Raw genomic sequence first — 21,081 nt, forward strand, 5'->3', positions numbered from 1 at the left:
CCGCATGATGCGGCCCGGCACGCTGACGCTGTCGGCGCTGCCGCCGCTGTCGCTGTACGTGCACCTGCCGTGGTGCATCCGCAAGTGCCCATACTGCGATTTCAACTCGCATGAATACCGCGACGGACGCGAGCTCGACGTGGAGACCGCACGCAAGTACCTCGCCGCGCTGCGCTCCGACCTGGAAGCGGCGCTGCCGCTGATCTGGGGACGCTCCGTCGTGTCGATCTTCATCGGCGGCGGCACGCCCAGCCTGTTCGCGCCGGAGCAGATCGCCGAGCTGATCTCCGACCTGCGCGCGCGGCTGCCGCTGGAGCCGGGCTGCGAGATCACGATGGAAGCCAATCCCGGCACCTTCGAGAAGGACCGCTTCGCCGGCTTTGCGCAGGCGGGCGTGACGCGGCTGTCCATCGGCGTCCAGAGCTTCGACGACGCGAAGCTGCATGCGCTCGGCCGCATCCACAGCGGCACGCAGGCGCGCGCGGCGATCGAGGAAGCGGCCCGTTCGTTCGGCACCTTCAACATCGACCTGATGTACGCGCTGCCGGGGCAGACGCTGGCGGAACTCGACCAGGACCTGGACATCGCGCTGGCCTTCGATCCGCCGCACCTGTCGGTCTACCACCTGACGATCGAGCCCAACACGCGCTTCGCGAACGCGCCGCCCGAGCACCTGCCCGATCCCGATCTGGCCAGCGACATGCTGGACCTGATCACCGCGCGCACCGGCGCGAAGGGCATGTCGCGCTACGAGGTCTCGGCCTACGCGCGCGACGGCCATCGCTGCACGCACAACACCAACTACTGGCAGTTCGGCGACTACCTCGGCATCGGCGCCGGCGCGCACACCAAGCTCAGCTTCGCGCACCGGCTGCTGCGCCAGGTGCGCTGGCGCGATCCTGCGACCTTCATGCAGAAGGCCGCCGAGGGTCAGGCCGTGTCCAACGAGAACGAAGTCGCCCGCAACGAGCTGCCCTTCGAGTTCATGCTGAACGCGCTGCGCCTGCGCGAGGGCGTGACGATGCAGAGCTTCCTCGAACGCACGGGCCTGCCGCCGTCGGCGATCGCCAAGGCGATGGAACAGGGCCGCGCGAAGGGCCTGCTCGATCTCGATCCGGCCGTGATCCGCGCGACGCCGCGTGGCTTCGACTTCCTCAGCGATCTGCAGGAACTGTTCCTGAGCGCGTGAACTGAGCCTGCAGCTCAGGTCGCGACCGGCATCTGCGCAGTCTGCGGCGTCACCTTGCCCGTCGCCAGGCAGGTCTTGGCACCGTCCAGCGCGGCGCGCGACTGCGCGGTCTCCTCGTGCAGCCACTCGATGAATGCGCACACGGCGGGCTCCTGGCGCGACTTCGGCCGGTAGACGATGTGGTACCGCTGCGGCTCCTTGAGCATCGCCTGCCGCGGCGCGACGCGCACCAGGCGGCCGTCGAGCAGCGCGTCCGCGGCCAGCAGCTCGCGCGTCAGGCCGACGCCCATGCCTTGCTCGGCTGCCTGCAGCAGGATGCCGAAGTCGTTGAAGATCGCCACGGGCACGACCTGACGCCGCAGTCCGGCCTGCGAGAACCAGTCTTCCCACTGCGCCGCGTCGCCCAGCAGCGGCGCCTGCGCGAGCGCTTCCAGCGGCTCGCCGATCAGCTGGTGCGCCAGCGCCGGCGACGCCACCGGCAGCATCGACAGGTCGAAGAGCGGCTCGCTGTCGAGGCCGGGCCACGGGCCGAGGCCCTGACGCAGTGCGATGTCGAAGTTCTCGCGCTCCAGGTCGACCAGGCGCGGCGAGGCTTCGATCTCGATCGTCACCTCCGGATGCCGCGCGTGCCAGCGGCCCAGACGCGGCAGCAGCCAGCGCTGCGCGAAGGAGGGCAGCACCGTGACGCGCAGGCTGCGCTGCTCGATGCCGTGTGCGGCCGTCGCGGCGCGCAGGCCCTGGTCGAGTTCCTGATACGCGCGTTCCACGCCACGCAGCAGCGCACCGCCCGCCGCGTTGAGCACGACGCGTCGTCCCTGCCGGTCGAAGACGGGGAAGCCGAGCTGCAGCTCCAGGGCGCGGATCTGCTGGCTCACGGCGGAGTGCGTGAGGTTGAGCTCCTCGGACGCGGCGCGCAGGTTCTGGTGCAGCGCGGCAGCCCGGAAGGCGGCCAGGTACTGGAGCGGAAGGCGGGGGATGCGCATGGGCGGGACGTCCTCGTTCAGGGTCCGGAGTGGCGCTGACTGGGTAGCCAGACTGCACAAGGAGGCAAGGATATAGCGTTTGGAGAGCGCTTGTTGGGCATCTAGCATTACCAGCACTGATCCAGAACTCCCCGGATCTCTCCCCGATCTCCCCCGATCTCCCCCGATGAACGAAGGAACGACCATGAACGAGCCCGACATCACCATCTGCTTCCACTCGCCCGGGCGGTCGCCCCGGCTGGCGCCGCGCGTGACCCCGAAGCTGCCGTGCTACGCCTATTCGCCGTGGTCCCGCTTCCCGGTGATCGGCCCGGCGCTGACCGTGCTGATCGCCATCGTCTCGGCGCTGGCGCTGGTCTCGAACGCCAACGCCTTCAACGACATCAACGCCGAGCTGCAGATCGCCGCCCGCGAGCAGCGCCTCGCGAAGGTCGAAGCGCAGCGGGTCGCCCGCGAGCAGGCCGCGCGCCAGGCGACGCTGGTCGCCGCGGCCAACGATCGACAGGCCGCCGTGCCCGCGCGCGCGTTGCCGGTCGTCAACCGGAACAACGAAGAGAAGAAGGGTCGCGCCCAATGAGCAAAACGACGAGCGTTTCGATTTCGCCTGCCGACATCGTTCAAACGCAGCTCGACGCCTACAACGCGCATGACGTCGAGGCGCTGATCGCCACCTACGCGCCCGACGCGCGCCAGTACGAGTATCCCGACCGGCTGATCGCGCAAGGCGCTCCGGCCCTGCGCGAGCGTATGGCCGCGCGCTTCGAGGCCTCGCGTCCTCACGCTCAGCTGCTGCATCGCATCGCAGTCGGCAACACCGTCATCGACCACGAACGCATCGTCAACCAGACGCCGGACGGCCCCGTCGTGCGCGAGCTGATCGCGATCTACGAGGTCGACGCGACCCCGACGGATGGCGAAGGCGGAAACGCAAACGGGCGCATCGTCAGCGCCCGTTTCGTGTTCGGCGAGGAGATTCCCGCCGGGAAGTGACGATCAAACGCGCATCACACGCGGTTCATCGACATGCCCGCCGTGCTGCGCAGGCGCTCGATCAGCCGCGTGGCGATCTGGTGCAGCGGCAGCACCTCGTCGGCAGCGCCGGCGTTGATCGCCTCGCGCGGCATGCCGAAGACGACGCAGGTCGCCTCGTCCTGCACGAGGTTGTAGGAGCCCGCGTCCTTCATCGTCTTCATCGCCTTGGCGCCGTCCGCGCCCATGCCGGTGAGCATGATGCCCAGCGCGTTCTGTCCCACCACGCGCGCGGCGGAGTTGAACAGCACCTCCACCGACGGCTTGTGGCGGTTCACCGCCTCACCGTCCTGGACGCGGGCAATGTAGTTGGCGCCCGAGCGCTCCACGCTGAAGTGCATGCCGCCCGGCGCGATGTAGCCGTGGCCGGGCAGGATCCGCTCGCCGTCCTGCGCTTCCTTCACGCGGATCTTGCACAGGCCGTCCAGCCGCGCCGCATAGCTGCGGGTGAAACCGGCCGGCATGTGCTGCGTGATGCAGACCGCCGGGCAGTCGGCCGGCAGGTTGATCAGCACGTCCTTGGTGGCTTCGGTGCCGCCGGTCGACGCACCGATGAAGATGATCTTCTCGGTCGACAGCCGGCCCAGGCTCGCGATCGGCGAGGCGGGCTTGAGCGGCGGCGTCGCGCCGCCGGCCGGCGCGGGCGCGCCCGGTGCGGCGGCGGGACCCGGGGCGTGCAGGCGCCGGATCTGCGCCTTCGCCGCGATGCGGATCTTGTCCGTGATGTCCTGCGCCAGCGCGCGGATGCCGTCGGCCACACCGATCTTGGGCTTGGCCACGAAGTCCACCGCGCCGAGCTCCAGCGCCTTCAGCGTGACCTCGGCGCCGCGTTCGGTCAGCGTCGACACCATCACGACGGGCATCGGCCGCAGCCGCATCAGGCGCTGCAGGAAGTCCAGGCCGTCCATCTTCGGCATCTCGACGTCGAGCGTGATCACGTCGGGGTTGAGGTTGCGGATCATCTCCCGCGCGACCAGCGGGTCGCTGGCGGCCCCGACGCATTGCATGTCGGGCTGGCGGTTGATGATCTCGGTCAGGATGCTCCGCACCAGCGCGGAATCGTCGACGACGACGACGGTGGTCTTGGCCATGTCTTCTTGCTCCTCGGTACTGCCGGGCCGGCGGCGTCCTTGCTGCCGCGGTGCCGCCCCGATGTGGTCTCAGTGATGCGCCGGTGTCAGAACAGGTCGATCGAACCGCCGGTGCTCGCCACCGGTTGCGCCTGCTGCGCCGCGGTCCTGTCCTGCTGCACCAGCGCGTCGGTGTTGGTCGGCGCCAGGCGCTTGACCATCGCCTTGCCGCTCTTGGGCAGGAAGCACACCTTGCGCGGGTAGACGTCCATCACGTCCTTGGACACGATGGGGATGCGTTCGAGCTTCAGGAAATCGATGACGAAGTTGGTGTTGCGCTCGCCGACGTTGATCGTGTTCATGCCGGCGATGACCGCGCCGCCGCCGAAGATCTTCGCTTCCATGCGGCTCTTGGAGGCGCCGCGCTTCATCATCTCGTTGATCAGCAGTTCCATCGCGAACGAGCCGTAGCGGCCCGAGTCGCCCTGGCCTTCGGGCAGCATGAAGTGGTTCATGCCGCCGATCTGCGCATGGCGGTCCCACAGGCAGGCGGCGATGCACGAGCCCAGCGTGGTCATCACCAGGATGTCGTCGTTGTCGACGAAGTACTCGCCGGGCAGGACTTTGACCGCGGCGTTCTTGAAATGCGCTTCGTAGAAGAAGAACGACGCCTCGCCGTTCTTGCGCGTCACCGACTTGAGCTGGGCCACGCGGGCCGCGCCGGCGCTGGCCAGTGCCGCGCTCTGCTGCATCGCGGAGGAGGCTGAGGGCAGTGTCATGGGGTGTCGCTGAATGAGGGTTCTTCGGATCGTCGTGCGGCGGATCGTTCGTGGCGATCAGCCGACGCGCTCGTAGATCGTCTTGCCGCGCAGGCGGAAGAGATCGCGGGAGTCGGTGAAGTTCTCGGAATGCCCGACGAACAGCAGCCCGCCCGGACGCATCACCTTGTGGATGCGCTCGAGCACCTTGCGCTGCGTCGGGGCGTCGAAATAGATCATGACGTTGCGGCAGAACACGACGTGGAAGGGATCGCCCAGCGACCACGTGGTGTGCATCAGGTTCAGCGGCCGGAAGTCGATCATCTTGGCCAGCTCGGGGCGCACGCGGATGCGGCCCTCGTTGGCGCCGGTGCCGCGCAGGAAGAACTGCTTGAGCCGTTGCGGCGACAGGCCGCGGGATTCGGCCGCGTAGACGCCCCTGCGCGCGGTGTTCAGCACGTTGGTGTCGATGTCGCTGGAGACGATCTGCACGCCGCTGCTCGCGCCCAGCGATTCCTGGCAGGTCATCGCGATGGAGTAGGGCTCCTCGCCGGTGGACGCCGCGCAGCACCAGATGCGGATCGGCTTGCCGGTCAGCGTCTTGAGGTCGTCGGTGAGCGACAGGAAGTGGTGGTCCTCGCGGAAGAACGAGGTCAGGTTGGTGGTCAGGCAGTTGACGAACTCCTGCCACTCCTGGTCGCCCTGGGGGCCCGTGACGCCCTCCAGCCACTGGAGATAGTCGGCGAAACTCTTGTAGCCGGTGTCCCGCAACCGGCGCGACAGCCGGCTGTAGACCATCGCATGCTTGCCGTCGTGCAGCGAGATGCCGGCGTGCTGGTAGATCAGCTGGCGGACGCGTTCGAAGTCGGCTTTGCTGAAGCTGAACTCATGATCGATCGCCTCCACCGGCGACGGGGCCGCGAGCGAGACCGGTTGACCTGGGCGCATGGGCTGTTTGGTTTTCTTCGAAGAGATGATGCCGTAGCACCGGGTGATCGCCATTGTCGACAATAGCTAGTTTGAGTGTGTTTGGTCCATTTGATGTGTGAAAGAGGTGGGGGAACCCCTCTTTTCTGCGCGCTCATTTGGGGGGAAGCCGCTAGACTGCCCTCGAAATTGCCTGATTCGATCTTGGACGCTCCGCAAAGTCTCATTGCAGCCCACAAGCTGCGCCTGGACCTGGCCCTGCAGCTGCTGCAGCAGGCCGGTGCGATGCTGCCCGACGCGGAGCCGTATTCGGAGCCGTGGCTGCAGGGCATCCTCGACGCCTTGTGCGATCTCTCCAGCAAGGACGCGTTGACCGGACTGGTCAACCGCCGCAGCTTCGAGATGGCGCTGGCGCGCGAGGTCGACCGCGTGGCACGGTCCGGGGAGCCGGCGCTGCTGCTGATGCTGGACATCGACCACTTCAAGGCGGTCAACGACCAGCACGGCCACGCGGCCGGCGACCTGGTGATCCGTGCGGTCGCGCAGGCCATCGCGCAGACGGTGCGGCCGATGGACACGGTGGCGCGGATCGGCGGCGAGGAATTCGCCATCATCCTGCCCAACTGCCCGACCTCCTTCGGGGTGACGGTCGCGGAACGCATCCGGCAGCGGGTGCAGGGACTGGCCGTCAGCGCCGGCGGCGGACAGCCGCCGCTGACCTGCACGATCAGCATCGGCGGGGCGTTCGCGCCCCAGTGGGTGCGGTCATCGACACTGATCTGGACGGAACGGGCGGATCGTCAGCTGTACCGTGCCAAGGCCGAAGGCCGCAACCGCGCCTGCCTCGAGAGCCATGTGGACTCGCTGGTGAGCGCCGAGGAAAAGGGCATGTTGTTCGCCGTAACGCAACAGGATAGTGAATGAGCAATACAACAGCTCCTGCTGCACCCCATGCCCGTGGAGGCGCTCGCACCTTGGCCGTCACGAGCGGCAAGGGCGGCGTGGGCAAGACCTTCGTCACCGCCAACCTGGCGGCGGCCCTGGCCGCGCGCGGCGAGCGCGTGCTGGTGCTGGATGCCGACCTCGGCCTGGCCAACCTGGACGTGGTGCTGAACCTGCACCCCAAGCTCACGCTGCACGACGTCTTCACCGACCGCTGCACCCTGGACCAGGCGATCCTGCCGGCGCCGGGCGGCTTCCATGTGCTGCTGGCGGGCTCGGGCATGGTCGAGTACTCACGGCTGACGCCCGACGTGCGCGACAAGCTGCTGCACATCCTCGAGGTCGTGCGGCCGCGTTTCGACTACGTGCTGCTGGACACCGGCGCGGGGATCTCGGACGTGGTGCTGTTCTCGGTGTCGATGGCGCACGACGTGCTGGTGGTCGCGACACCGGAACCGACCTCGCTGACGGACGCGTACGCCACGATCAAGGTGCTCGCCACGCAGCAGGAACGTCGACTGGTGCGCCTGGTCGTCAACCAGGCCAACCGTCCCGGCGAGGGCAAGCTGATCTGCGGCCAGCTGCAGCAGGTGCTGCAGCGCTTCGTGGGGCCGACGCCGGGTCAGACCTTCAAGCTGGAACTGCTCGGCGAGGTCAAGAACGATCCGATGGTCCGGCAGGCCGTGCTCAAGCGGCAGCTGCTGCTGGAACACTACCCCGGCTGCGACGCGGCGCAGGGGATCCGCGGGCTCGCGTCCAAGGTGCTGGAATACTCCGCGGGTCACGCCTGACCCTCCGGGGTCTCCTGCGTCCGTCCTGCGTTCCGCCTCCTCACGCCTGCTGCTTTCCTGATGAACGATTCCACCGAGACCGGTGCGGCCGACGACACGGCCCGCACCGAAGGCACCCCGCCGGTGCCGCTCCTGCCACCCCGTTCGACTGGGTCGGCGGCGAGGATGCCGTGCGGCGTCTTGTCGACCGCTTCTACGACCTGATGGACCTGGAGCCGCGTTTCGCGCAGCTGCGAGCCATCCATCCGACGACGCTGGACGGCTCGCGGGACAAGCTGTTCTGGTTCCTGTGCGGCTGGCTGGGTGGCCCCGACCACTTCGTCGAACGCTTCGGACATCCGCGGCTGCGCGCCCGTCACATGCCTTATCGCATCGGCATCGCCGAGCGCGACCAGTGGATGTCGGCCATGACGCAGGCGATGGCGGAATGCGAGCTCGACGTCGAGTTGCAGCGCCGCCTGGCGGCGTCCTTCGCCAACACGGCGGACTGGATGCGCAACGTCTGAATTGCGGGTGCCCGGCCACGTCCGGGCAACGACTGCAATGACTGGAAATGATGTAAACGGCGCTTCCAGCGTGCATATCTGACACGGGCGCCGGTCGTGTCGGGGGACCGGTGAACACGGCCCGGCCGCCTTCGTCTACCGTTGCATCCATCATGTACACGCTGCTCCACGACGATGAGGTCGGCATCGACGCCAATCCCGACCTGATGCATGTCCGGATCGACGACGGCCGCCTCTGGCTGTCCGACGACGCCCGCGAAGACATCGAGGTCTGCGCCGGCTACTGCCCGGACAGCGACAGTCCCATCCAGATGCTGAACTTCCTGCGCGCGGCCTGCGTGCGGCTGCAGCATGTGGACATGGACGGCGAGGAGGCGGAACACGCCTTCATGTCGTTCTGCGTGCTCAAGGGTCTGGAGCATGCGATCGAGACCCACTGGCAAGGGGCGGAGTCGGTCGGCGAGTTCCGCCCGGAGCGGCTGCTGATGGCCTTCACGACCCCCGTGTCGCCCTACGGCAGCCTGATGCTGCACTGAAGCCGTCGTCGCCCGGAAGGGCGTGGCGCCGAAGTCACGAAGAAGAACGCCGGCCACGCGATGCGCGTGCCGGCGTTTTTTCATTTCAGCCTCTGCGCGAGGGCGACGGGGGTCAGTCCATGCGGAAGGCGAAGTCCTGCTGGAAGCGATGCTCACCCGGACAGACGTAGCGCGCCTTCAGCGTGCCTTCGATGGCATTGGAGAGCGCGCGGCGCGTGCGGACATCCATCGAACCGCCGAGGGCCTGGATCTGCACCGCGACGACGCGGCCGCCCTGCACGTCGGCCATGGCGCGGAACAGCGCTTCGCCGCTCCAGTTCACGGCGGGCATCTCCGGCGCGGCCATCTGCGTGCAGATGGCGCCAGGCTGCGGAAGGGTGGTCGTCGGCGGCGTCCTGGCCGGGGTCACGTCCTGCTTCGCCCCGACTTCCGTCACCGGGAACGATTCGTTCTTCCGGCCATCGGAGATCCCCACCGTGGCGATGACCGGCTCCCGCGTCGGGACGATCTCCACGGGCGGAATCGGAACCTCGATGACGCGCGGCATCGGGATCGTCGGCTCGGGGATACGCAGGGGTTCGGCCGGTTTGGGCTTGTTCTCGGGCTCGTCGATCGTCTTGACCTGGATGAGCGGCGGCGCCTCCGTGGCATGGCGCTGGAAGCCCTTGACCAGGGCGCCCACCATCAGCAGGTGGACGAGGCCGACCAGGAAGAACCCGGTGGCGCGGGCGTTGGGAGCGTGGATCGACATGCGTGTTCCCTCCCCATCGAAACGATGGCTGCGTGGTTGCGAAGACTCGATTTGTTGAGAACGGTTCTCGACTACGCCGGCATGTCCGCAGACTAGCGACGCGGGCAGGGCGATGCAATCGCGTGTTCCGGAAAACAACGCGCTTCAGGGGAGGGGAAAGCCCGTGTGGGCGGGAGGCGGGGCGTGCGGCGACGCTCAGCTGTTGAGCAGGACCATCAGCGCGCCGCTGCCGCCATCGCTGGCGCGGGCCTGGACGAAGGCCAGGACTTCCTGCTTCTGCACGAGCCAGCGGCGCACGCGCGCCTTGAGCACGGGCTCGCGTCCGGGGGAGCCATTGCCCTTGCCGTGCACGACGCGCACGCAGCGCAGGCCGCGCCGGGCGCTGTCGTGGATGAAGAGGCCCAGCGCCTCGCGCGCCTGATCACGACGCAGGCCGTGCAGGTCGATCTGCGCTTGAAGCGCCCAGTGGCCGCGTCTGAGCTTGCGCACCGACTCCGCCGAGACCTCCGGCCGGCGGAAGGACAGCGTCTCGTCCGTCTCCAGCAGCGAATCGACGTCGAAATCGTCCGACAGCGCCTGCTTCCAGGCCATCTGCTCGTCGAGCTCGCGCTGGCGCGGCTCCGGTTCGGGGCGGCCCGCGTTGAGGATCACGCGGTTGGTCGCGGGCAGCGGCACGACCTTGCCGACGGTGCGCTCGAAGATGCGGGCCTCCTCGTCGCGCAGGCGCGCCAGCGCGGCCTCGCGCTCACGGCGCTCTTCCTCCGCGCGTTGACGGAGCTTCAGTTCTCGGTGCAGCGTCTGCAGGTCTTGCAGGCTGCGCAGTCGGTCGTTCACAGCAGGCCCAGGTCGGTCATCGATGCAGGCTGGCCCGCCCCGACGATGAAATGGTCCAGGACCTTCACGTCGATCAGCGCCAGCGACTCGATCATCGCGCGGGTCAGTTGGACGTCCTGCGGCGACGGATCGGTGCGGCCCGTGGGGTGGTTGTGAACCAGGATCACCGCGGCGGCGTCCAGGATCAGCGCGCGTTTCACCACCTCCCGGGGATATGCAATGGTATGGGAAAGGGTGCCGTGGAACAGCGTCTCCAGGGCGATCAGCCGATGCTGGGTGTCCAGGAACATCACGGCGAAGCACTCGGCGCGCCTGGCGTCGTACTCGAGCCGCAGGTAGTCGCGGACGTGCTGCGCGGACTCGAAGATCGGTCCGTCGCCCAGCGATTCCCGGAATGCGCGCCGGGCGATTTCCATCACCGCCAGGACGGTGGCGCGCTTGGCCAGCCCCAGTCCCTTGACCCCGGCCAGGGCGGGGCGGGGGTTGCGCAGCAGGCGCCTGAACCCCCCGCAATGGTCCAGCACGTCGCGCGCGAGGTTCAGGACCGGCCGGCCCGGCAAGCCCGTGCGGAGCAGGACGGCCAGCAGCTCGGCGTCGGAGAGTGCGGCGGCGCCCTGCGCGTCCAGCTTCTCCCGGGGGCGGGCCTCGGGCGGCAGCCCGGCCATTCCCGAAGGAACGCGCGGCTTGGACGGGGCGATCGGGGCGGCGAGAACGGTCATGGCGGAACTCGGAGGAAGGATCATGGCGCTCCAGCCTAAAATCACGCTTCGATTCCCAAAATCCCCCTGACTAGTGACCCTCGTTCAACCAGGATCCTTCCTGACCCTGCATTACCGGCTGAGCGGGCCGGACGGCCAGGACCTGATCAACACTTTCGCCGACAAGCTGCCGGCCACGCTGACGCTGGGCGCCGGCGAACTGGCGCCCGCGATCGAGGCGCGCCTCGTCGGCCTGGCCGAAGGCACGCACACCCGCGTCGAGCTGGCGCCGGGCGAGGCTTTCGGCGAGCGCAATCCCGAGCTGCTGCAGCGCGTGAAGCGCGCGCTGATGCGCCAGCTGGGCGATCCGGACGAGGAATACCACGTCGGCGACGTCGTGCAGTTCCCGACGCCGGACGGCCAGGGCCAGTACGCCGGCGTGGTGCGCGAGCTGGGCGAGGACTGGTTGCTGTTCGACTTCAACCACCCGTTGGCGGGACAGCCCGTCAGCTTCGAGGTGCAGCTGATCGGGGTGCTGTGATGACGGCCATGGACGTGAACATGAAGGACATCGTGCTGGCGGAGCCGCGTGGCTTCTGCGCCGGCGTGGACCGCGCGATCGAGATCGTCGAACGCGCGCTGAAGAAGTTCGGCGCGCCGATCTACGTACGCCACGAGATCGTGCACAACACCTACGTCGTCAACGACCTGAAGGCCAAGGGGGCGATCTTCATCGAGGACCTGGCCGAGGTGCCCCCGGGCGCGACGCTGGTGTTCTCGGCCCACGGCGTCAGCCAGGCGGTGCGCAAGGAAGCGCAGGAACGCGGCTTCCAGATCTTCGACGCGACCTGTCCGCTGGTGACCAAGGTGCACGTCGAGGTCGCCAAGCTGCACCGCGAGGGCTACGAATTCATCATGATCGGCCACAAGGGGCACCCGGAGGTCGAGGGCACGATGGGCCAGCTCAGCGACGGGATCTACCTCGTCGAGGAGGCCTCGGACGTGCCGCATGTGCGGGTCAAGGATCCGAGCCGGCTGGCGGTGGTCACGCAGACGACGCTGAGCGTCGATGACGCGGCCGAGATCCTGCGCGCGGTGAAGAAGCACTTCCCCGAAGTCCGCGAGCCGAAGAAGCAGGACATCTGCTACGCCACGCAGAACCGCCAGGACGCCGTGAAGGTGATGGCGCCGCAGGTGGACGTGGTGGTGGTGGTCGGCAGCCCGACCAGTTCCAACAGCAACCGCCTGCGCGAGCTGGCCGAGCGCCTGGGCACGCCGGCCTACATGGTCGACGCCGCCGAGGACGTGCAGGCCGAATGGCTGGACGGTCGCTCGAAGGTGGGCCTCACCGCGGGGGCTTCCGCGCCCGACGTGCTGGTGCAGGCCGTGATCTCGCGCCTGCGCGAACTGGGCGCGACGACGGTGCGCACGCTGCCGGGCGTCGAGGAGCACGTGCGCTTCCCGCTGCCGATGGGGCTGGGCGACAAGTCGATGGCCGAGGTCACCAGCGGCCGATCTTGATCGTCGCGGCGACCCTCTTAGGAGGGGCGCCCGCCGAGCCTCCGCTGATCGATACCCCCATGCCATCGCCGACGCCCCCTGAAGTGGGCCGCCGTCGGCGCAGAACACGAAAGACACACCATGCTGGACATCACCCTGCTGCGCAAGGATCTGGACGCCGCCATCGAGCGCCTCCAACAGCGCAAGAATCCCCAACCGTTCCTGGACGTCGAGCGCTTCAAGACGCTGGAGACCGACCGCAAGCAGGTGCAGATCCGCACCGAGGAGCTGCAGGCCAGGCGCAACCAGCTGTCCAAGCAGGTCGGCATGCTGAAGGGCAAGGGCGAGGACGCCAGTGCGGTGATGGCCGAGGTCGCCGGCATCGCCGACGAACTGAAGGCCGGCGCCGAGAAGCTGGACGTGATCCAGGTCGAGCTCAACACGATGCTGATGAGCGTCCCCAACCTGCCCGACGCCAGCGTGCCGGCCGGCGCGGACGAGACCGACAACGTCGAGGTGCGCCGCTGGGGCCAGCCGCGCGAGTTCGATTTCGCGGTCAAGGACCACGTCGACCTCGGCGCTCCGCTGGGCCTGGACTTCGAACTCGGCGCCAAGCTGTCGGGTTCGCGCTTCGCCTTCCTGAAGGGCCCGGTCGCGCGCCTGCACCGCGCGCTCGCGCAGTTCATGCTCGACATGCAGACGCAGGATCACGGCTACACCGAGTGCTACACGCCCTACATCGTCAACCGCGAGATCCTTGAAGGCACGGGCCAGTTGCCCAAGTTCAAGGAGGACATGTTCTGGGTGCTGCGCGGCGGCGACGACGAGCAGGCCGAGCAGTATCTGATCTCGACCTCGGAGATCTCGTTGACCAACTCGGTCCGCGAGAGCGTCCTGACGGTCGACGAACTCCCGGTCAAGCTGACGGCGCACAGCCCGTGCTTCCGCTCGGAGGCGGGCTCCGCCGGTCGCGACACGCGCGGCATGATCCGCCAGCACCAGTTCGACAAGGTCGAGATGGTCCGCATCGAGCAGCCCGAGCACAGCATGGCCGCGCTGGAGGAGATGACCGGCCACGCCGAAGCCGTGCTGCAGAAGCTCGGCCTGCCGTACCGCACGGTGCTGCTGTGCGCGGGCGACATGGGCTTCGGCGCGGTCAAGACCTATGACCTGGAGGTCTGGCTGCCGGCGCAGAACACCTACCGCGAGATCAGCTCCTGCTCGAACATGGGCGCCTTCCAGGCTCGCCGCATGCAGGCGCGTTTCAAGACCGCGCAAGGCAAGAACGAACTGGTGCACACGCTGAATGGCTCCGGGCTGGCGGTGGGACGCACGCTGGTCGCGGTGCTGGAGAACTACCAGCAGGCCGACGGCAGCATCACCGTGCCGGAAGCGCTGCGTCCGTACCTGGGCGGCAAGGACGTGCTGAAGGCCTGAGCGCAGCCGGACGGCGCGCGGGGGGATGGAGGAACAAGTGTTGCGTCGGGGCGGCATTCGCCCAAAAACGGAGCGCTTGTTGCGGAGGCCTCAAAAACCTCGCTATACTCTTAGGCTTAGTCGCTAACAACCACAGCGATCACCGAATTCCCGGAGAGGTGGCAGAGTGGTTGAATGTACCTGACTCGAAATCAGGCGGACGGAAACGTCTCGGGGGTTCGAATCCCCCCTCTCCTCCAAAAAAGCTTGCTCGATCAAGCACTTAGAAAACCCGCCCAGAGCGGGTTTTCTTTTTCCGCGCGGTGTGCGGGAGTTTTCACCCGCGTCGTTTCCGCATATCGGAATTGCCGCGGCGGGAATCTGTTTCCGGTTCGCCACCGAAGTGACGCCGCGTCAGCGCATATGCAGCGAACTCAGGCTCATCGGCTGGCTGGCCGCCAGTCGCGGCGCCTCGGCCAGCACGTTCAGGTCGGCGAGGAACTGCTCGAACTCACGTCCCTTGTCGTAGAAGGCGTTGGCGCCGTTGCGCACGCACAGCGGGCCGTAGACCTCCGCGTCGCGGTTGCTGAGGACCAGGATGGTCCCGCCGAATCCGGCCAGGCGCAGCTTGCGCAGGACCTCCAGCCCGGAACCGGAGGCCAGCGCGAGGTCCAGCACCACGACGTGGGGTCGCGTCAGTCCGACGGTGCACAAGGCCTCCGCCTCGGTGGCGGCGAGGCCGACGACCGACAGGAAGGGCTGTTCCTTCAGGGCCGCCAACAGATGTTTGCGGACCAGCGGGGAGTCTTCGACAAGAACGACTTTCATGTATCAATTTTGCGCTTTTAAAATTGACAAAACCATGTGGATAACCGAACGATTGCGGTACCACGTGACTTTCTCTGGACCCTGGCGGTCATCGGCCCTCATCCGGGGGAGTCGCCGGGTCGAGCGTCCACGGCGCCTTGTGGCGCCCGGGAGGCGGGCGCACACTGGGTCGAACCCGCACCGTGATGGCTCTCAACGAGGCAATGACTCCATCCGGCCCGTCCGACGATCGAGGCCCCCGCCGCCGCTCCATCGTGGGCGGCCTGGCACTCGCCTGGGGGACCTCCGCGTGGGGAGGCGCCCGACCCCGCGTCCTGCGCGTGCTGGCCGAGTCCTGGCCGCCTTACCTCGTGCCTGGCGCCGACGGCAGCATGCGCGGGCTCGACGCGGAACTGCTCCAGGTGATCGCTGCGCAGGCGGGTTACGAGCTGAGCTGGATCCGCGGCTCGGCGCAATGGCGCAAACGGCGCTATCGCGAGCTGCTCAACGACCAGTTCGACGTCATCTTCTCGGCGACACCGGTGCCCGGTCGCGAGCAGGCCGTCATGTACACCCGCACCTACCGGAATGAAGCCTTCATGGTCGCGGCGACCGATCCGCGCGATCCACGTCTCGTCGGACTCCAGGGTTTCGAACAGGTGCTGCAGCGGCGCATTCCGTTGCTGCATGTGGACGCGCTCAGCCTTGGCAACGACTTCGAGGAGTGGCGACCGCGTCTGGCCGAAGCAGGTCTGTTGCTGCCGTATCAGACGACGCGTCAGGGCGTCGACATGCTGCGGCTGGGCCGGGCGGCGTTGATCCTCGGCGACGACCTGGACGTCCATGCCCAGGCGCGCGCGTCGGGCGTACGGCTGCTGCGGCAGCCCTTCGGCCACAGCGTGCAGCCGGTCTGCCTGATGCTGAGCCGTCGCCGGCTCGACGATCGCGATCTGGCCCGCATCGACCAGGCGATCCAGGTGCTGGAGCAGCGCGGCGCGCTGGCCGCCATCCGGCGGCGTCACGGCGCCACCTGACCCGGGTTCCGCGGATCCCGCGCCGACGGCCTCCGCGGCCTCCGTGGTCTCAGGTGTCGACGCCGTACTTTCCCGGCGTCACGCCGAAGGTCCGCTTGAACAGCGCGATGAAGGCGCTCACGTTGTCGTAGCCCAGCTCCAGCGCGATCGCCGTCACCGGCTTGCCCGCGGCGAGCAGTTCCAGCCCGCGCAGCAGCCGCACGCGCTGGCGCCATTCGGTGAAGCTGAAGCCGGTCTCCTCGGTGAAACGCCGCGTCAACGTGCGCGGCGCGATGCCGGCCCAGTCGGCCCAGTCGTCGAGCCGGCGTTCATCGTCCGGCCGGGCCGTCAGCGCGCGGGCGATCCTGAGCAACCGTTCATCCGAAGGCAGGGTCAGTCCCAGCGCCACCGGCGCCGCCGCCGCGATCTCGTCGAGGATCACGCCGGCCACGCGCGTCTGCACGGCGTCGAGCGCCGTGGCCGTCTCCGGCCACCCCGCAGCGCGTGTCACCGCCTCGCGCAGCAGGCCGGACACCGCCACGATCCGCGGCGCCATGGGCAACGCTTCACTTCCCCGGGGCTGACATAGACGCTCCAGCCCGCGAAGGGGCCATGCGAACGCAGCCCATGCGGGATGTCCGGCGGAATCCACAACGCGTGCGTGGCGGGCACGACCCAGCGGCCGTCGCTCACCTCGACCGTGAGCAGTCCCTGCTTCGCGCCGAGCAGCTGACCGCTCGCGTGCCGATGTCGACGCGTCGAACGGCCGTCGGCGGAGGTCTGCTCGACCGCGCGCAGCAGCAGCGTTTCGGCACGGGCGGCGGTCTCGAAGGATTTCCCGCCTCGGGGCGCAGTGACTCGTCGTGGCGTCATCGGACTATCTTATGTCCTGGATGACGTACTCAGGCCAATCGTTGCTGCCTACGATGCCTCCATCCTTTCACCACCAGGAGCAGACGCATGAAGGCCCAAGACCTGTTGCCCGACGGGCAGAACCAGATCGAACGCAATGGCACCGTGATCCGCAAGGGCACCGTCGGTGCATTCCTCGTCAATGCGAAGGCCTGGGGCGATCCGGCCGTCGAGGCCGGCCGCCGCGCCGAGGCGGAACGCGACATCGTGCAAGCGCTGCCGGCGCTGCGCGAGCTCGGGTTGTTCGATGTCCTCGATGTCCGCGACGAACGGCTGCGCGCGCTGCTCGAGGCGCACTGACGCGCACTGACACGCATTGGCGCCGGCGCGCGCGGAGGGCGTGCGCATTGACGTGTCGCCCGACGATGGCAGACTCCGCGACGATCCCCTTCCAGGAGCGTCGCCGTGAGTGAATCCCCCAGTCCAACGACGCCTTCGATGCCATCGTCATCGGGGCCGGCCAGGCCGGCCCCGCGCTGGCCGAGCGCATGTCGCAGGCCGGCTGGCGCGTGGCCGTCATCGAACGCTCGCGTGTCGGCGGCACCTGCGTCAACACCGGCTGCATCCCGACCAAGGCGATGGTCGCCAGCGCCCATGCCGCCTGGGTCGTCCGCGAGGCCGCGCGCTGGGGCGTGCGGACGCCGGAGCAGGTCGGCGTCGACCTGCCGGCCGTCGTCGCGCGCAAGGCGCGCATCTCCGGCCAGTCACGCGAGAACGTCGAGAAGTGGTTGCGTGGCATGCCCAAGGTCGAGCTGATCATGGGCCACGCGCGCTTCGAGGATCCTCACACGGTCAGCGTCGACGGGCGTCGTCTGCGCGCCGACCGCTTCTTCATCAACGTCGGCGGCCGCCCCGCGCAGCCGGGCGTCGAGGGCCTGGACACCGTGCCCTGGCTGACCAACGCGTCGATCATGAAGCTCGAGGAACTGCCGCGGCATCTCGTCGTCGTGGGCGGCAGCTACATCGGGCTGGAGTTCGCGCAGATGTTCCGGCGCTTCGGCTCCGAGGTGACCGTCGTGCAGCGCGGTCTGCGGCTGGTGCCGCGCGAGGACGCCGATGTCTCGGAGGCCCTGCGCGGCATCCTCGAACGCGAAGGCCTCACCATCCGCACCGGCGCCGAATGCGTGAAGCTGGCGCCGGCGGAGGAGGGCGTCGCCGTGCAGGTGAACTGCCAGACCGGCGAACCCGAGGTCCGCGGCAGCCACGTGCTGATCGCCACGGGCCGCAGGCCCAACACCGACGACCTGGGGCTGGACCGCGCCGGCGTGCACGTGGACGAACGCGGCCACATCGTCGTCGATGACCAGCTGCGCAGCAGCGTGCCGCACATCTGGGCGCTCGGCGACTGCAACGGCCGCGGCGCGTTCACGCACACCTCGTGGAACGACTTCGAGGTCACGGCGGCCAACCTCCTCGACGGCGCCGATCGCGGCGTCGGCGACCGCGTCGTGACCTACGCGCTGTACACCGATCCGCCGCTGGCGCGCATCGGCCTCGGCGAGCAGGAGGTGCGCGCCAGCGGCCGTCCCGCGTTGATCGGCACGCGGCCGATGGCGCGCGTCGGCCGGGCGATCGAGAAGGGCGAGACCGAAGGCTTCATCAAGATCCTCGTCGACGCCGGATCGAAGGCGATCCTCGGCGCGATGGTGCTGGGCGTCGACGGCGACGAGGCGGTGCAATCGCTGCTCGACGTCATCGCGTCGAAGCGGCCGTACACCGATGTCACCGCCGGCGGCGTGCGCATCCACCCGACGGTGAGCGAACTGCTCCCGACCGTGCTGCAGTCGTTGAAGCCCTTGTGACCCGCGGGTGATGCCCCAGCCGGCCCGCCGGCGCGCGGCGTGAGAGGCCCGCGGCCCGGCGGGTACGGGCCTTGCCATGCGGTCTTCACCGCATGGAGCGGTTTCAAGAGGCACGAGATGGACCGCCCTGCACAACGACGCCCCGGCGCGACGCCGACGCTCTCTGCCGTGACGACAGGGAACCCCGTGCCCTCGCTGCACATCGTCGAGATCGTCGGCGCCGTGCCGTCGGATGAAGCACCCGATGAGGCGTGCCCGCTCGCCACGGCGTCCGATCGGCTCGGCGCGACGCGCCTCGTGGAGCGACTCGTGGAGCGGCAGGGCAAGGGCGGGAATGTCCGCTTCACCGTCGTCTGTCCCGCTGACGGACCGTACGCGGAACGCTTGCGCGATCTCGGCGCCGACACCGTCGTCGTGGCGATGCCCGACGATCCGCCGTGGCACGCGATCCAGGTGCTCATCGGGCTCATCCGCAACAAGCAGGCGGCGGTGCTGCATGCGCATCTGCCGAATGCGCATCGGTTGGCGGGACTGGCCGGCGGCATCACGCGTACGCCAGTGCTTGCCACGGTTCAGGGCGTGCAGCTCGACATGCCCGATCTGGAGGTGCATCGCCTGATCGCGAGCCAACTCAGCGTCGTCACGGAGGCGAGCTATTTCCATGCGCTGGGGCTGGGGCTCTCGCCTGATCGCATCAGCCTCGACCCCTTCAACGCGGAGGACGATGGCGAAGAAGCGGCGCAGAGCCTCGATGCCATCGGGCAACGGCTGCGACAGCTCGCTGCGCCGACGGAGTCGCGCGGCGCCGCGCAGGCGCGTTCGCTCGCTCAGCCGCTGGCGCAGGAAATCATCGTGCCATCCGCCACTGCGTCGACACCGCCGGTCGCGATCGTCGCCGTGCTCGATGAACTCGAGCCTTCGCCCGCCCGGGCCTCGGGATTCAAGGCCTGATCGACCATGCCCCGGCGCACCACGTCGGAACAGCGCGGGCATCGGGATTGCCACACTTTCCTTGCAAGGGTGCCGCGACGGTTCGCGATGCGATAGGACGCAATGCGAACCGAGCGGTGGCCCCCGGCAAGACCTTCAATCCACAGCTTCCAGGAGATCCACCATGAACCCCCGTTCCAAGATCACCACCGTGGCAATGGCGATTGCGCTGGCTTCCGGCGTCGGCTTCCTTCATGCGCAAGGCCAGGGCGGCAGCTCCGGCTCCGTGGGCGCGCGCGATCAGACCAACGATCCGCTGTCCAACAACAACGACCAAGGCAAGGCGCCGCCTGCGACCCCGGCGGCCAATCCGAGCACGGGGCAGCCCGCGACCACGAACGACTGGCAGAACAGCCAGCCCGCCACCAGCAGCCAGAACAACGGCAACAACCAGACGACGGAACAGCGTCAGGACCCGAACGTCCGCTCGCAGACCGATCCGATGCCGATGAGCGCCCCGGCTGCCGGTTCGTCGACGGACACGTCGACGATGAGCAACGACAGCACGACCGACAGCACGCTGCCGGCGCGTGCCGACCGCAACTGATCCCGCTGTCATCACCGAGGAAGGCGGCCCGCGTGGCCGCCTTTTTCGTGGGCCGGAATTCGTGGGCCGAAATTGATGGGCCGAAATTCGTGGACCGGAATTGCCGGCTTCGCGTCGTACGTCCGACGGCAGCGCGATTGCCGCGTGACGTCGCGGACGCCGTCAACGCGTCCTGCGTGCCAGCCAGACGCCGATCGCGACCAGCGCCATGCCGGCCATCGCGAGGTGCGTCAGCGTCTCGCCGAACAGCGCCCATGCGATCAGCGCGGTCGTCGGCGGCGTCAGGTAGAAGAGGCTGGCGACGTTGACCGCGCTGCCGCGACGGATCAGCACGTTCAGCAGACTGACCGCGCCGAGCGACAGCACGAGCACCAGCCACGCCAGCGCGAAGACGAACTGTCCGGTCCAGTGCACCTGCATCGTCTCGGTCATCGCGGCGAGCGCGGCCGTGACGATCAGGCTCGGCACGAACTGGATGATCGAGCCGGTGCGCAGGTCGAAGGAAGGACAGAACTTCTTCTGGTAGAGCGTGCCGGCGGTAATGCCGATCAGCGCGATGACGGCAGGCAACAGCATCGTGATCAACGCGCCGCCGGGAACCGCCGCGATCTTCTGCGCGACGACGAGTCCGACGCCGAGAAATCCGACGCCCAGCCCCAGCCACTGCATCGGCGCGATGCGTTCGCCGAGGAAGGCGCGCGCGCCGAGCGCCGTGACCAGCGGCTGCAGGCCGACGACCAGCGCGGTGATGCCGGCCGGCAGACCGTGTGCAATCGCGGTGAAGACGCCGCCGAGGTAGACGCCGTGCACCAGCAGGCCCGTGACCGCGATGTGCCCGCAGGCGGCCCTCGAGCGCGGCCAGGGCGCGCGCAGGACCAGCACCACGGGCAGCATCAGCGCGATGACCGCGGCGTAGCGCCACGCGAGGAAGGTCAGCGGCTCCGCATCGGGCAGCCCGAACTTCGCGCCGATGAAGCCGGTGCTCCAGACGGCGACGAAGAGCAGGGGCAGCAGACCGCCCGCGCCGTGAGCAGGCGGGGCGGGAAGCTTGGGCGACGAGGCTGGCGGCAGGCTCATAGG

At 68.4% G+C, this 21,081-nt stretch carries 24 protein-coding genes, 1 tRNA gene and 1 pseudogene; 16 read left to right on the forward strand and 10 right to left on the reverse strand.

Features of this window, described 5'->3' with window-relative positions; translation table 11 throughout:
* Positions 1-4: 4 nt before the first annotated feature.
* Positions 5-1,189, forward strand: a complete 1,185-nt coding sequence (gene hemW, locus ACQ86G_RS15915; protein WP_431261416.1) for a radical SAM family heme chaperone HemW — start codon at positions 5-7, stop codon at positions 1,187-1,189.
* A 14-nt stretch (positions 1,190-1,203) separates the two neighbouring features.
* Here the strand turns inward: hemW and ACQ86G_RS15920 are convergent, their stop codons facing one another.
* Positions 1,204-2,172 (reverse strand): LysR substrate-binding domain-containing protein, encoded by a 969-nt coding sequence (locus ACQ86G_RS15920; RefSeq protein ID WP_431256256.1) that lies wholly within the window; start codon positions 2,170-2,172, stop codon positions 1,204-1,206.
* Positions 2,173-2,356: 184 nt separating this feature from the next.
* Here ACQ86G_RS15920 and ACQ86G_RS15925 point away from each other — a divergent pair, with 184 nt between their 5' ends.
* Both ACQ86G_RS15925 and ACQ86G_RS15930 read left to right on the forward strand, forming a co-directional pair.
* Positions 2,357-2,749 carry a hypothetical protein gene (locus tag ACQ86G_RS15925; protein ID WP_431256257.1) on the forward strand — a complete coding sequence of 131 codons (393 nt, stop codon included), beginning with the start codon at positions 2,357-2,359 and terminating at the stop codon, positions 2,747-2,749.
* The gene (locus tag ACQ86G_RS15930) at positions 2,746-3,162 is read left to right on the forward strand and encodes a nuclear transport factor 2 family protein (RefSeq protein ID WP_431256258.1); all 417 of its coding nucleotides are present in this window, start codon (positions 2,746-2,748) and stop codon (positions 3,160-3,162) included. The genes ACQ86G_RS15925 and ACQ86G_RS15930 overlap by 4 nt, the downstream gene beginning before the upstream one ends.
* Before the next feature lie 14 nt (positions 3,163-3,176).
* Here the strand turns inward: ACQ86G_RS15930 and ACQ86G_RS15935 are convergent, their stop codons facing one another.
* The 3 genes from ACQ86G_RS15935 to ACQ86G_RS15945 form a co-directional block, all read right to left on the reverse strand.
* Positions 3,177-4,292 carry a protein-glutamate methylesterase/protein-glutamine glutaminase gene (locus ACQ86G_RS15935; protein ID WP_431256259.1) on the reverse strand — a complete coding sequence of 372 codons (1,116 nt, stop codon included), beginning with the start codon at positions 4,290-4,292 and terminating at the stop codon, positions 3,177-3,179.
* Positions 4,293-4,378: 86 nt separating this feature from the next.
* Entirely contained in the window at positions 4,379-5,050 is a 672-nt protein-coding gene (gene cheD / locus ACQ86G_RS15940) for a chemoreceptor glutamine deamidase CheD (protein ID WP_088403685.1), read from the reverse strand.
* Between the two features lie 57 nt (positions 5,051-5,107).
* Positions 5,108-5,977 (reverse strand): CheR family methyltransferase, encoded by an 870-nt coding sequence (locus ACQ86G_RS15945; RefSeq protein ID WP_431256260.1) that lies wholly within the window; start codon positions 5,975-5,977, stop codon positions 5,108-5,110.
* Positions 5,978-6,160: 183 nt separating this feature from the next.
* On the opposite strand from ACQ86G_RS15945, the gene ACQ86G_RS15950 reads away from it, so the two are divergent.
* The 4 genes from ACQ86G_RS15950 (at position 6,161) to ACQ86G_RS15965 (ending at position 8,731) form a co-directional block, all read left to right on the forward strand.
* The gene (locus tag ACQ86G_RS15950) at positions 6,161-6,880 is read left to right on the forward strand and encodes a GGDEF domain-containing protein (RefSeq protein WP_431256261.1); all 720 of its coding nucleotides are present in this window, start codon (positions 6,161-6,163) and stop codon (positions 6,878-6,880) included.
* Complete coding sequence (locus ACQ86G_RS15955; RefSeq protein ID WP_431256262.1) at positions 6,877-7,689, forward strand: MinD/ParA family protein; 813 nt, start codon at positions 6,877-6,879, stop codon at positions 7,687-7,689. Before ACQ86G_RS15950 ends, ACQ86G_RS15955 begins: the two co-directional genes overlap by 4 nt.
* Before the next feature lie 14 nt (positions 7,690-7,703).
* The gene (locus ACQ86G_RS15960) at positions 7,704-8,195 is read left to right on the forward strand and encodes a group II truncated hemoglobin (protein WP_431261417.1); all 492 of its coding nucleotides are present in this window, start codon (positions 7,704-7,706) and stop codon (positions 8,193-8,195) included.
* A gap of 152 nt (positions 8,196-8,347) precedes the next feature.
* Positions 8,348-8,731 (forward strand): hypothetical protein, encoded by a 384-nt coding sequence (locus ACQ86G_RS15965; RefSeq protein ID WP_431256263.1) that lies wholly within the window; start codon positions 8,348-8,350, stop codon positions 8,729-8,731.
* A 112-nt stretch (positions 8,732-8,843) separates the two neighbouring features.
* Here ACQ86G_RS15965 and ACQ86G_RS15970 read toward each other — a convergent pair whose 3' ends face one another.
* Genes ACQ86G_RS15970 through radC form a run of 3 tightly spaced genes read right to left on the reverse strand, consistent with a single transcriptional unit; the run spans position 8,844 to position 10,981 of the window.
* Entirely contained in the window at positions 8,844-9,620 is a 777-nt protein-coding gene (locus ACQ86G_RS15970) for a hypothetical protein (protein WP_431256264.1), read from the reverse strand.
* 57 nt (positions 9,621-9,677) lie between these two features.
* The gene (locus ACQ86G_RS15975) at positions 9,678-10,316 is read right to left on the reverse strand and encodes a Smr/MutS family protein (protein ID WP_431256265.1); all 639 of its coding nucleotides are present in this window, start codon (positions 10,314-10,316) and stop codon (positions 9,678-9,680) included.
* Complete coding sequence (gene radC, locus ACQ86G_RS15980; RefSeq protein ID WP_431261418.1) at positions 10,313-10,981, reverse strand: RadC family protein; 669 nt, start codon at positions 10,979-10,981, stop codon at positions 10,313-10,315. Before radC ends, ACQ86G_RS15975 begins: the two co-directional genes overlap by 4 nt.
* Before the next feature lie 127 nt (positions 10,982-11,108).
* Here radC and ACQ86G_RS15985 point away from each other — a divergent pair, with 127 nt between their 5' ends.
* The 4 genes from ACQ86G_RS15985 (at position 11,109) to ACQ86G_RS16000 (ending at position 14,190) form a co-directional block, all read left to right on the forward strand.
* On the forward strand, positions 11,109-11,555 hold the full coding sequence (locus tag ACQ86G_RS15985; protein WP_067275053.1) for an FKBP-type peptidyl-prolyl cis-trans isomerase: 447 nt from the start codon (positions 11,109-11,111) through the stop codon (positions 11,553-11,555).
* Positions 11,555-12,535 (forward strand): 4-hydroxy-3-methylbut-2-enyl diphosphate reductase, encoded by a 981-nt coding sequence (gene ispH, locus ACQ86G_RS15990; protein WP_297524374.1) that lies wholly within the window; start codon positions 11,555-11,557, stop codon positions 12,533-12,535. The genes ACQ86G_RS15985 and ispH overlap by 1 nt, the downstream gene beginning before the upstream one ends.
* A gap of 120 nt (positions 12,536-12,655) precedes the next feature.
* The gene (gene serS / locus ACQ86G_RS15995) at positions 12,656-13,951 is read left to right on the forward strand and encodes a serine--tRNA ligase (protein WP_431256266.1); all 1,296 of its coding nucleotides are present in this window, start codon (positions 12,656-12,658) and stop codon (positions 13,949-13,951) included.
* Between the two features lie 152 nt (positions 13,952-14,103).
* Positions 14,104-14,190, forward strand: a tRNA-Ser gene (locus tag ACQ86G_RS16000).
* A gap of 154 nt (positions 14,191-14,344) precedes the next feature.
* Here the strand turns inward: ACQ86G_RS16000 and ACQ86G_RS16005 are convergent.
* Positions 14,345-14,758, reverse strand: a complete 414-nt coding sequence (locus ACQ86G_RS16005) for a response regulator (protein ID WP_431256267.1) — start codon at positions 14,756-14,758, stop codon at positions 14,345-14,347.
* 203 nt (positions 14,759-14,961) lie between these two features.
* Between ACQ86G_RS16005 and ACQ86G_RS16010 the strand changes: the two genes are divergently transcribed.
* Complete coding sequence (locus tag ACQ86G_RS16010; RefSeq protein WP_431256268.1) at positions 14,962-15,771, forward strand: substrate-binding periplasmic protein; 810 nt, start codon at positions 14,962-14,964, stop codon at positions 15,769-15,771.
* Between the two features lie 49 nt (positions 15,772-15,820).
* Here the strand turns inward: ACQ86G_RS16010 and ACQ86G_RS16015 are convergent.
* Positions 15,821-16,623, reverse strand: a pseudogene (locus ACQ86G_RS16015) (AraC family transcriptional regulator).
* Between the two features lie 87 nt (positions 16,624-16,710).
* Here ACQ86G_RS16015 and ACQ86G_RS16020 point away from each other — a divergent pair.
* From ACQ86G_RS16020 to ACQ86G_RS16035, 4 genes are all read left to right on the forward strand, one after another.
* A complete protein-coding gene (locus tag ACQ86G_RS16020) occupies positions 16,711-16,962 on the forward strand; it encodes a hypothetical protein (RefSeq protein ID WP_431256269.1) in 252 nt (83 codons plus the stop codon).
* A 113-nt stretch (positions 16,963-17,075) separates the two neighbouring features.
* Positions 17,076-18,464, forward strand: coding sequence for an FAD-containing oxidoreductase (locus tag ACQ86G_RS16025; RefSeq protein WP_431261419.1), 1,389 nt, complete (start codon positions 17,076-17,078; stop codon positions 18,462-18,464).
* A 186-nt stretch (positions 18,465-18,650) separates the two neighbouring features.
* Positions 18,651-19,415 (forward strand): glycosyltransferase, encoded by a 765-nt coding sequence (locus ACQ86G_RS16030; RefSeq protein ID WP_431256270.1) that lies wholly within the window; start codon positions 18,651-18,653, stop codon positions 19,413-19,415.
* Between the two features lie 163 nt (positions 19,416-19,578).
* The gene (locus tag ACQ86G_RS16035) at positions 19,579-20,001 is read left to right on the forward strand and encodes a hypothetical protein (protein ID WP_431256271.1); all 423 of its coding nucleotides are present in this window, start codon (positions 19,579-19,581) and stop codon (positions 19,999-20,001) included.
* A 162-nt stretch (positions 20,002-20,163) separates the two neighbouring features.
* Here ACQ86G_RS16035 and ACQ86G_RS16040 read toward each other — a convergent pair whose 3' ends face one another.
* Complete coding sequence (locus ACQ86G_RS16040) at positions 20,164-21,078, reverse strand: DMT family transporter (protein ID WP_431256272.1); 915 nt, start codon at positions 21,076-21,078, stop codon at positions 20,164-20,166.
* Positions 21,079-21,081: the final 3 nt, after the last annotated feature.

Source organism: Roseateles chitinivorans (assembly GCF_050632145.1).
In the GTDB taxonomy this organism is placed as follows: Bacteria; Pseudomonadota; Gammaproteobacteria; order Burkholderiales; family Burkholderiaceae_C; genus Roseateles; species Roseateles chitinivorans_B.

Excerpts from the sequence above, each read along its gene's own strand:
- cheD (WP_088403685.1), bottom strand. The coding sequence starts at position 5,050 with ATGACACTGCCCTCAGCCTCCTCCGCGATGCAGCAGAGCGCGGCACTG.
- ACQ86G_RS15945 (WP_431256260.1), bottom strand. The coding sequence starts at position 5,977 with ATGCGCCCAGGTCAACCGGTCTCGCTCGCGGCCCCGTCGCCGGTGGAG.
- ACQ86G_RS16020 (WP_431256269.1), top strand. The coding sequence starts at position 16,711 with ATGAAGGCCCAAGACCTGTTGCCCGACGGGCAGAACCAGATCGAACGC.
- ACQ86G_RS15935 (WP_431256259.1), bottom strand. The coding sequence starts at position 4,292 with ATGGCCAAGACCACCGTCGTCGTCGTCGACGATTCCGCGCTGGTGCGG.
- ACQ86G_RS15920 (WP_431256256.1), bottom strand. The coding sequence starts at position 2,172 with ATGCGCATCCCCCGCCTTCCGCTCCAGTACCTGGCCGCCTTCCGGGCT.
- ACQ86G_RS16040 (WP_431256272.1), bottom strand. The coding sequence starts at position 21,078 with ATGAGCCTGCCGCCAGCCTCGTCGCCCAAGCTTCCCGCCCCGCCTGCT.
- serS (WP_431256266.1), top strand. The coding sequence starts at position 12,656 with ATGCTGGACATCACCCTGCTGCGCAAGGATCTGGACGCCGCCATCGAG.
- radC (WP_431261418.1), bottom strand. The coding sequence starts at position 10,981 with ATGGCCGGGCTGCCGCCCGAGGCCCGCCCCCGGGAGAAGCTGGACGCG.
- ACQ86G_RS16010 (WP_431256268.1), top strand. The coding sequence starts at position 14,962 with ATGACTCCATCCGGCCCGTCCGACGATCGAGGCCCCCGCCGCCGCTCC.
- ACQ86G_RS15965 (WP_431256263.1), top strand. The coding sequence starts at position 8,348 with ATGTACACGCTGCTCCACGACGATGAGGTCGGCATCGACGCCAATCCC.
- ACQ86G_RS15930 (WP_431256258.1), top strand. The coding sequence starts at position 2,746 with ATGAGCAAAACGACGAGCGTTTCGATTTCGCCTGCCGACATCGTTCAA.
- ACQ86G_RS15955 (WP_431256262.1), top strand. The coding sequence starts at position 6,877 with ATGAGCAATACAACAGCTCCTGCTGCACCCCATGCCCGTGGAGGCGCT.
- ACQ86G_RS16005 (WP_431256267.1), bottom strand. The coding sequence starts at position 14,758 with ATGAAAGTCGTTCTTGTCGAAGACTCCCCGCTGGTCCGCAAACATCTG.
- ACQ86G_RS16035 (WP_431256271.1), top strand. The coding sequence starts at position 19,579 with ATGAACCCCCGTTCCAAGATCACCACCGTGGCAATGGCGATTGCGCTG.
- ACQ86G_RS15925 (WP_431256257.1), top strand. The coding sequence starts at position 2,357 with ATGAACGAGCCCGACATCACCATCTGCTTCCACTCGCCCGGGCGGTCG.
- ispH (WP_297524374.1), top strand. The coding sequence starts at position 11,555 with ATGACGGCCATGGACGTGAACATGAAGGACATCGTGCTGGCGGAGCCG.
- hemW (WP_431261416.1), top strand. The coding sequence starts at position 5 with ATGATGCGGCCCGGCACGCTGACGCTGTCGGCGCTGCCGCCGCTGTCG.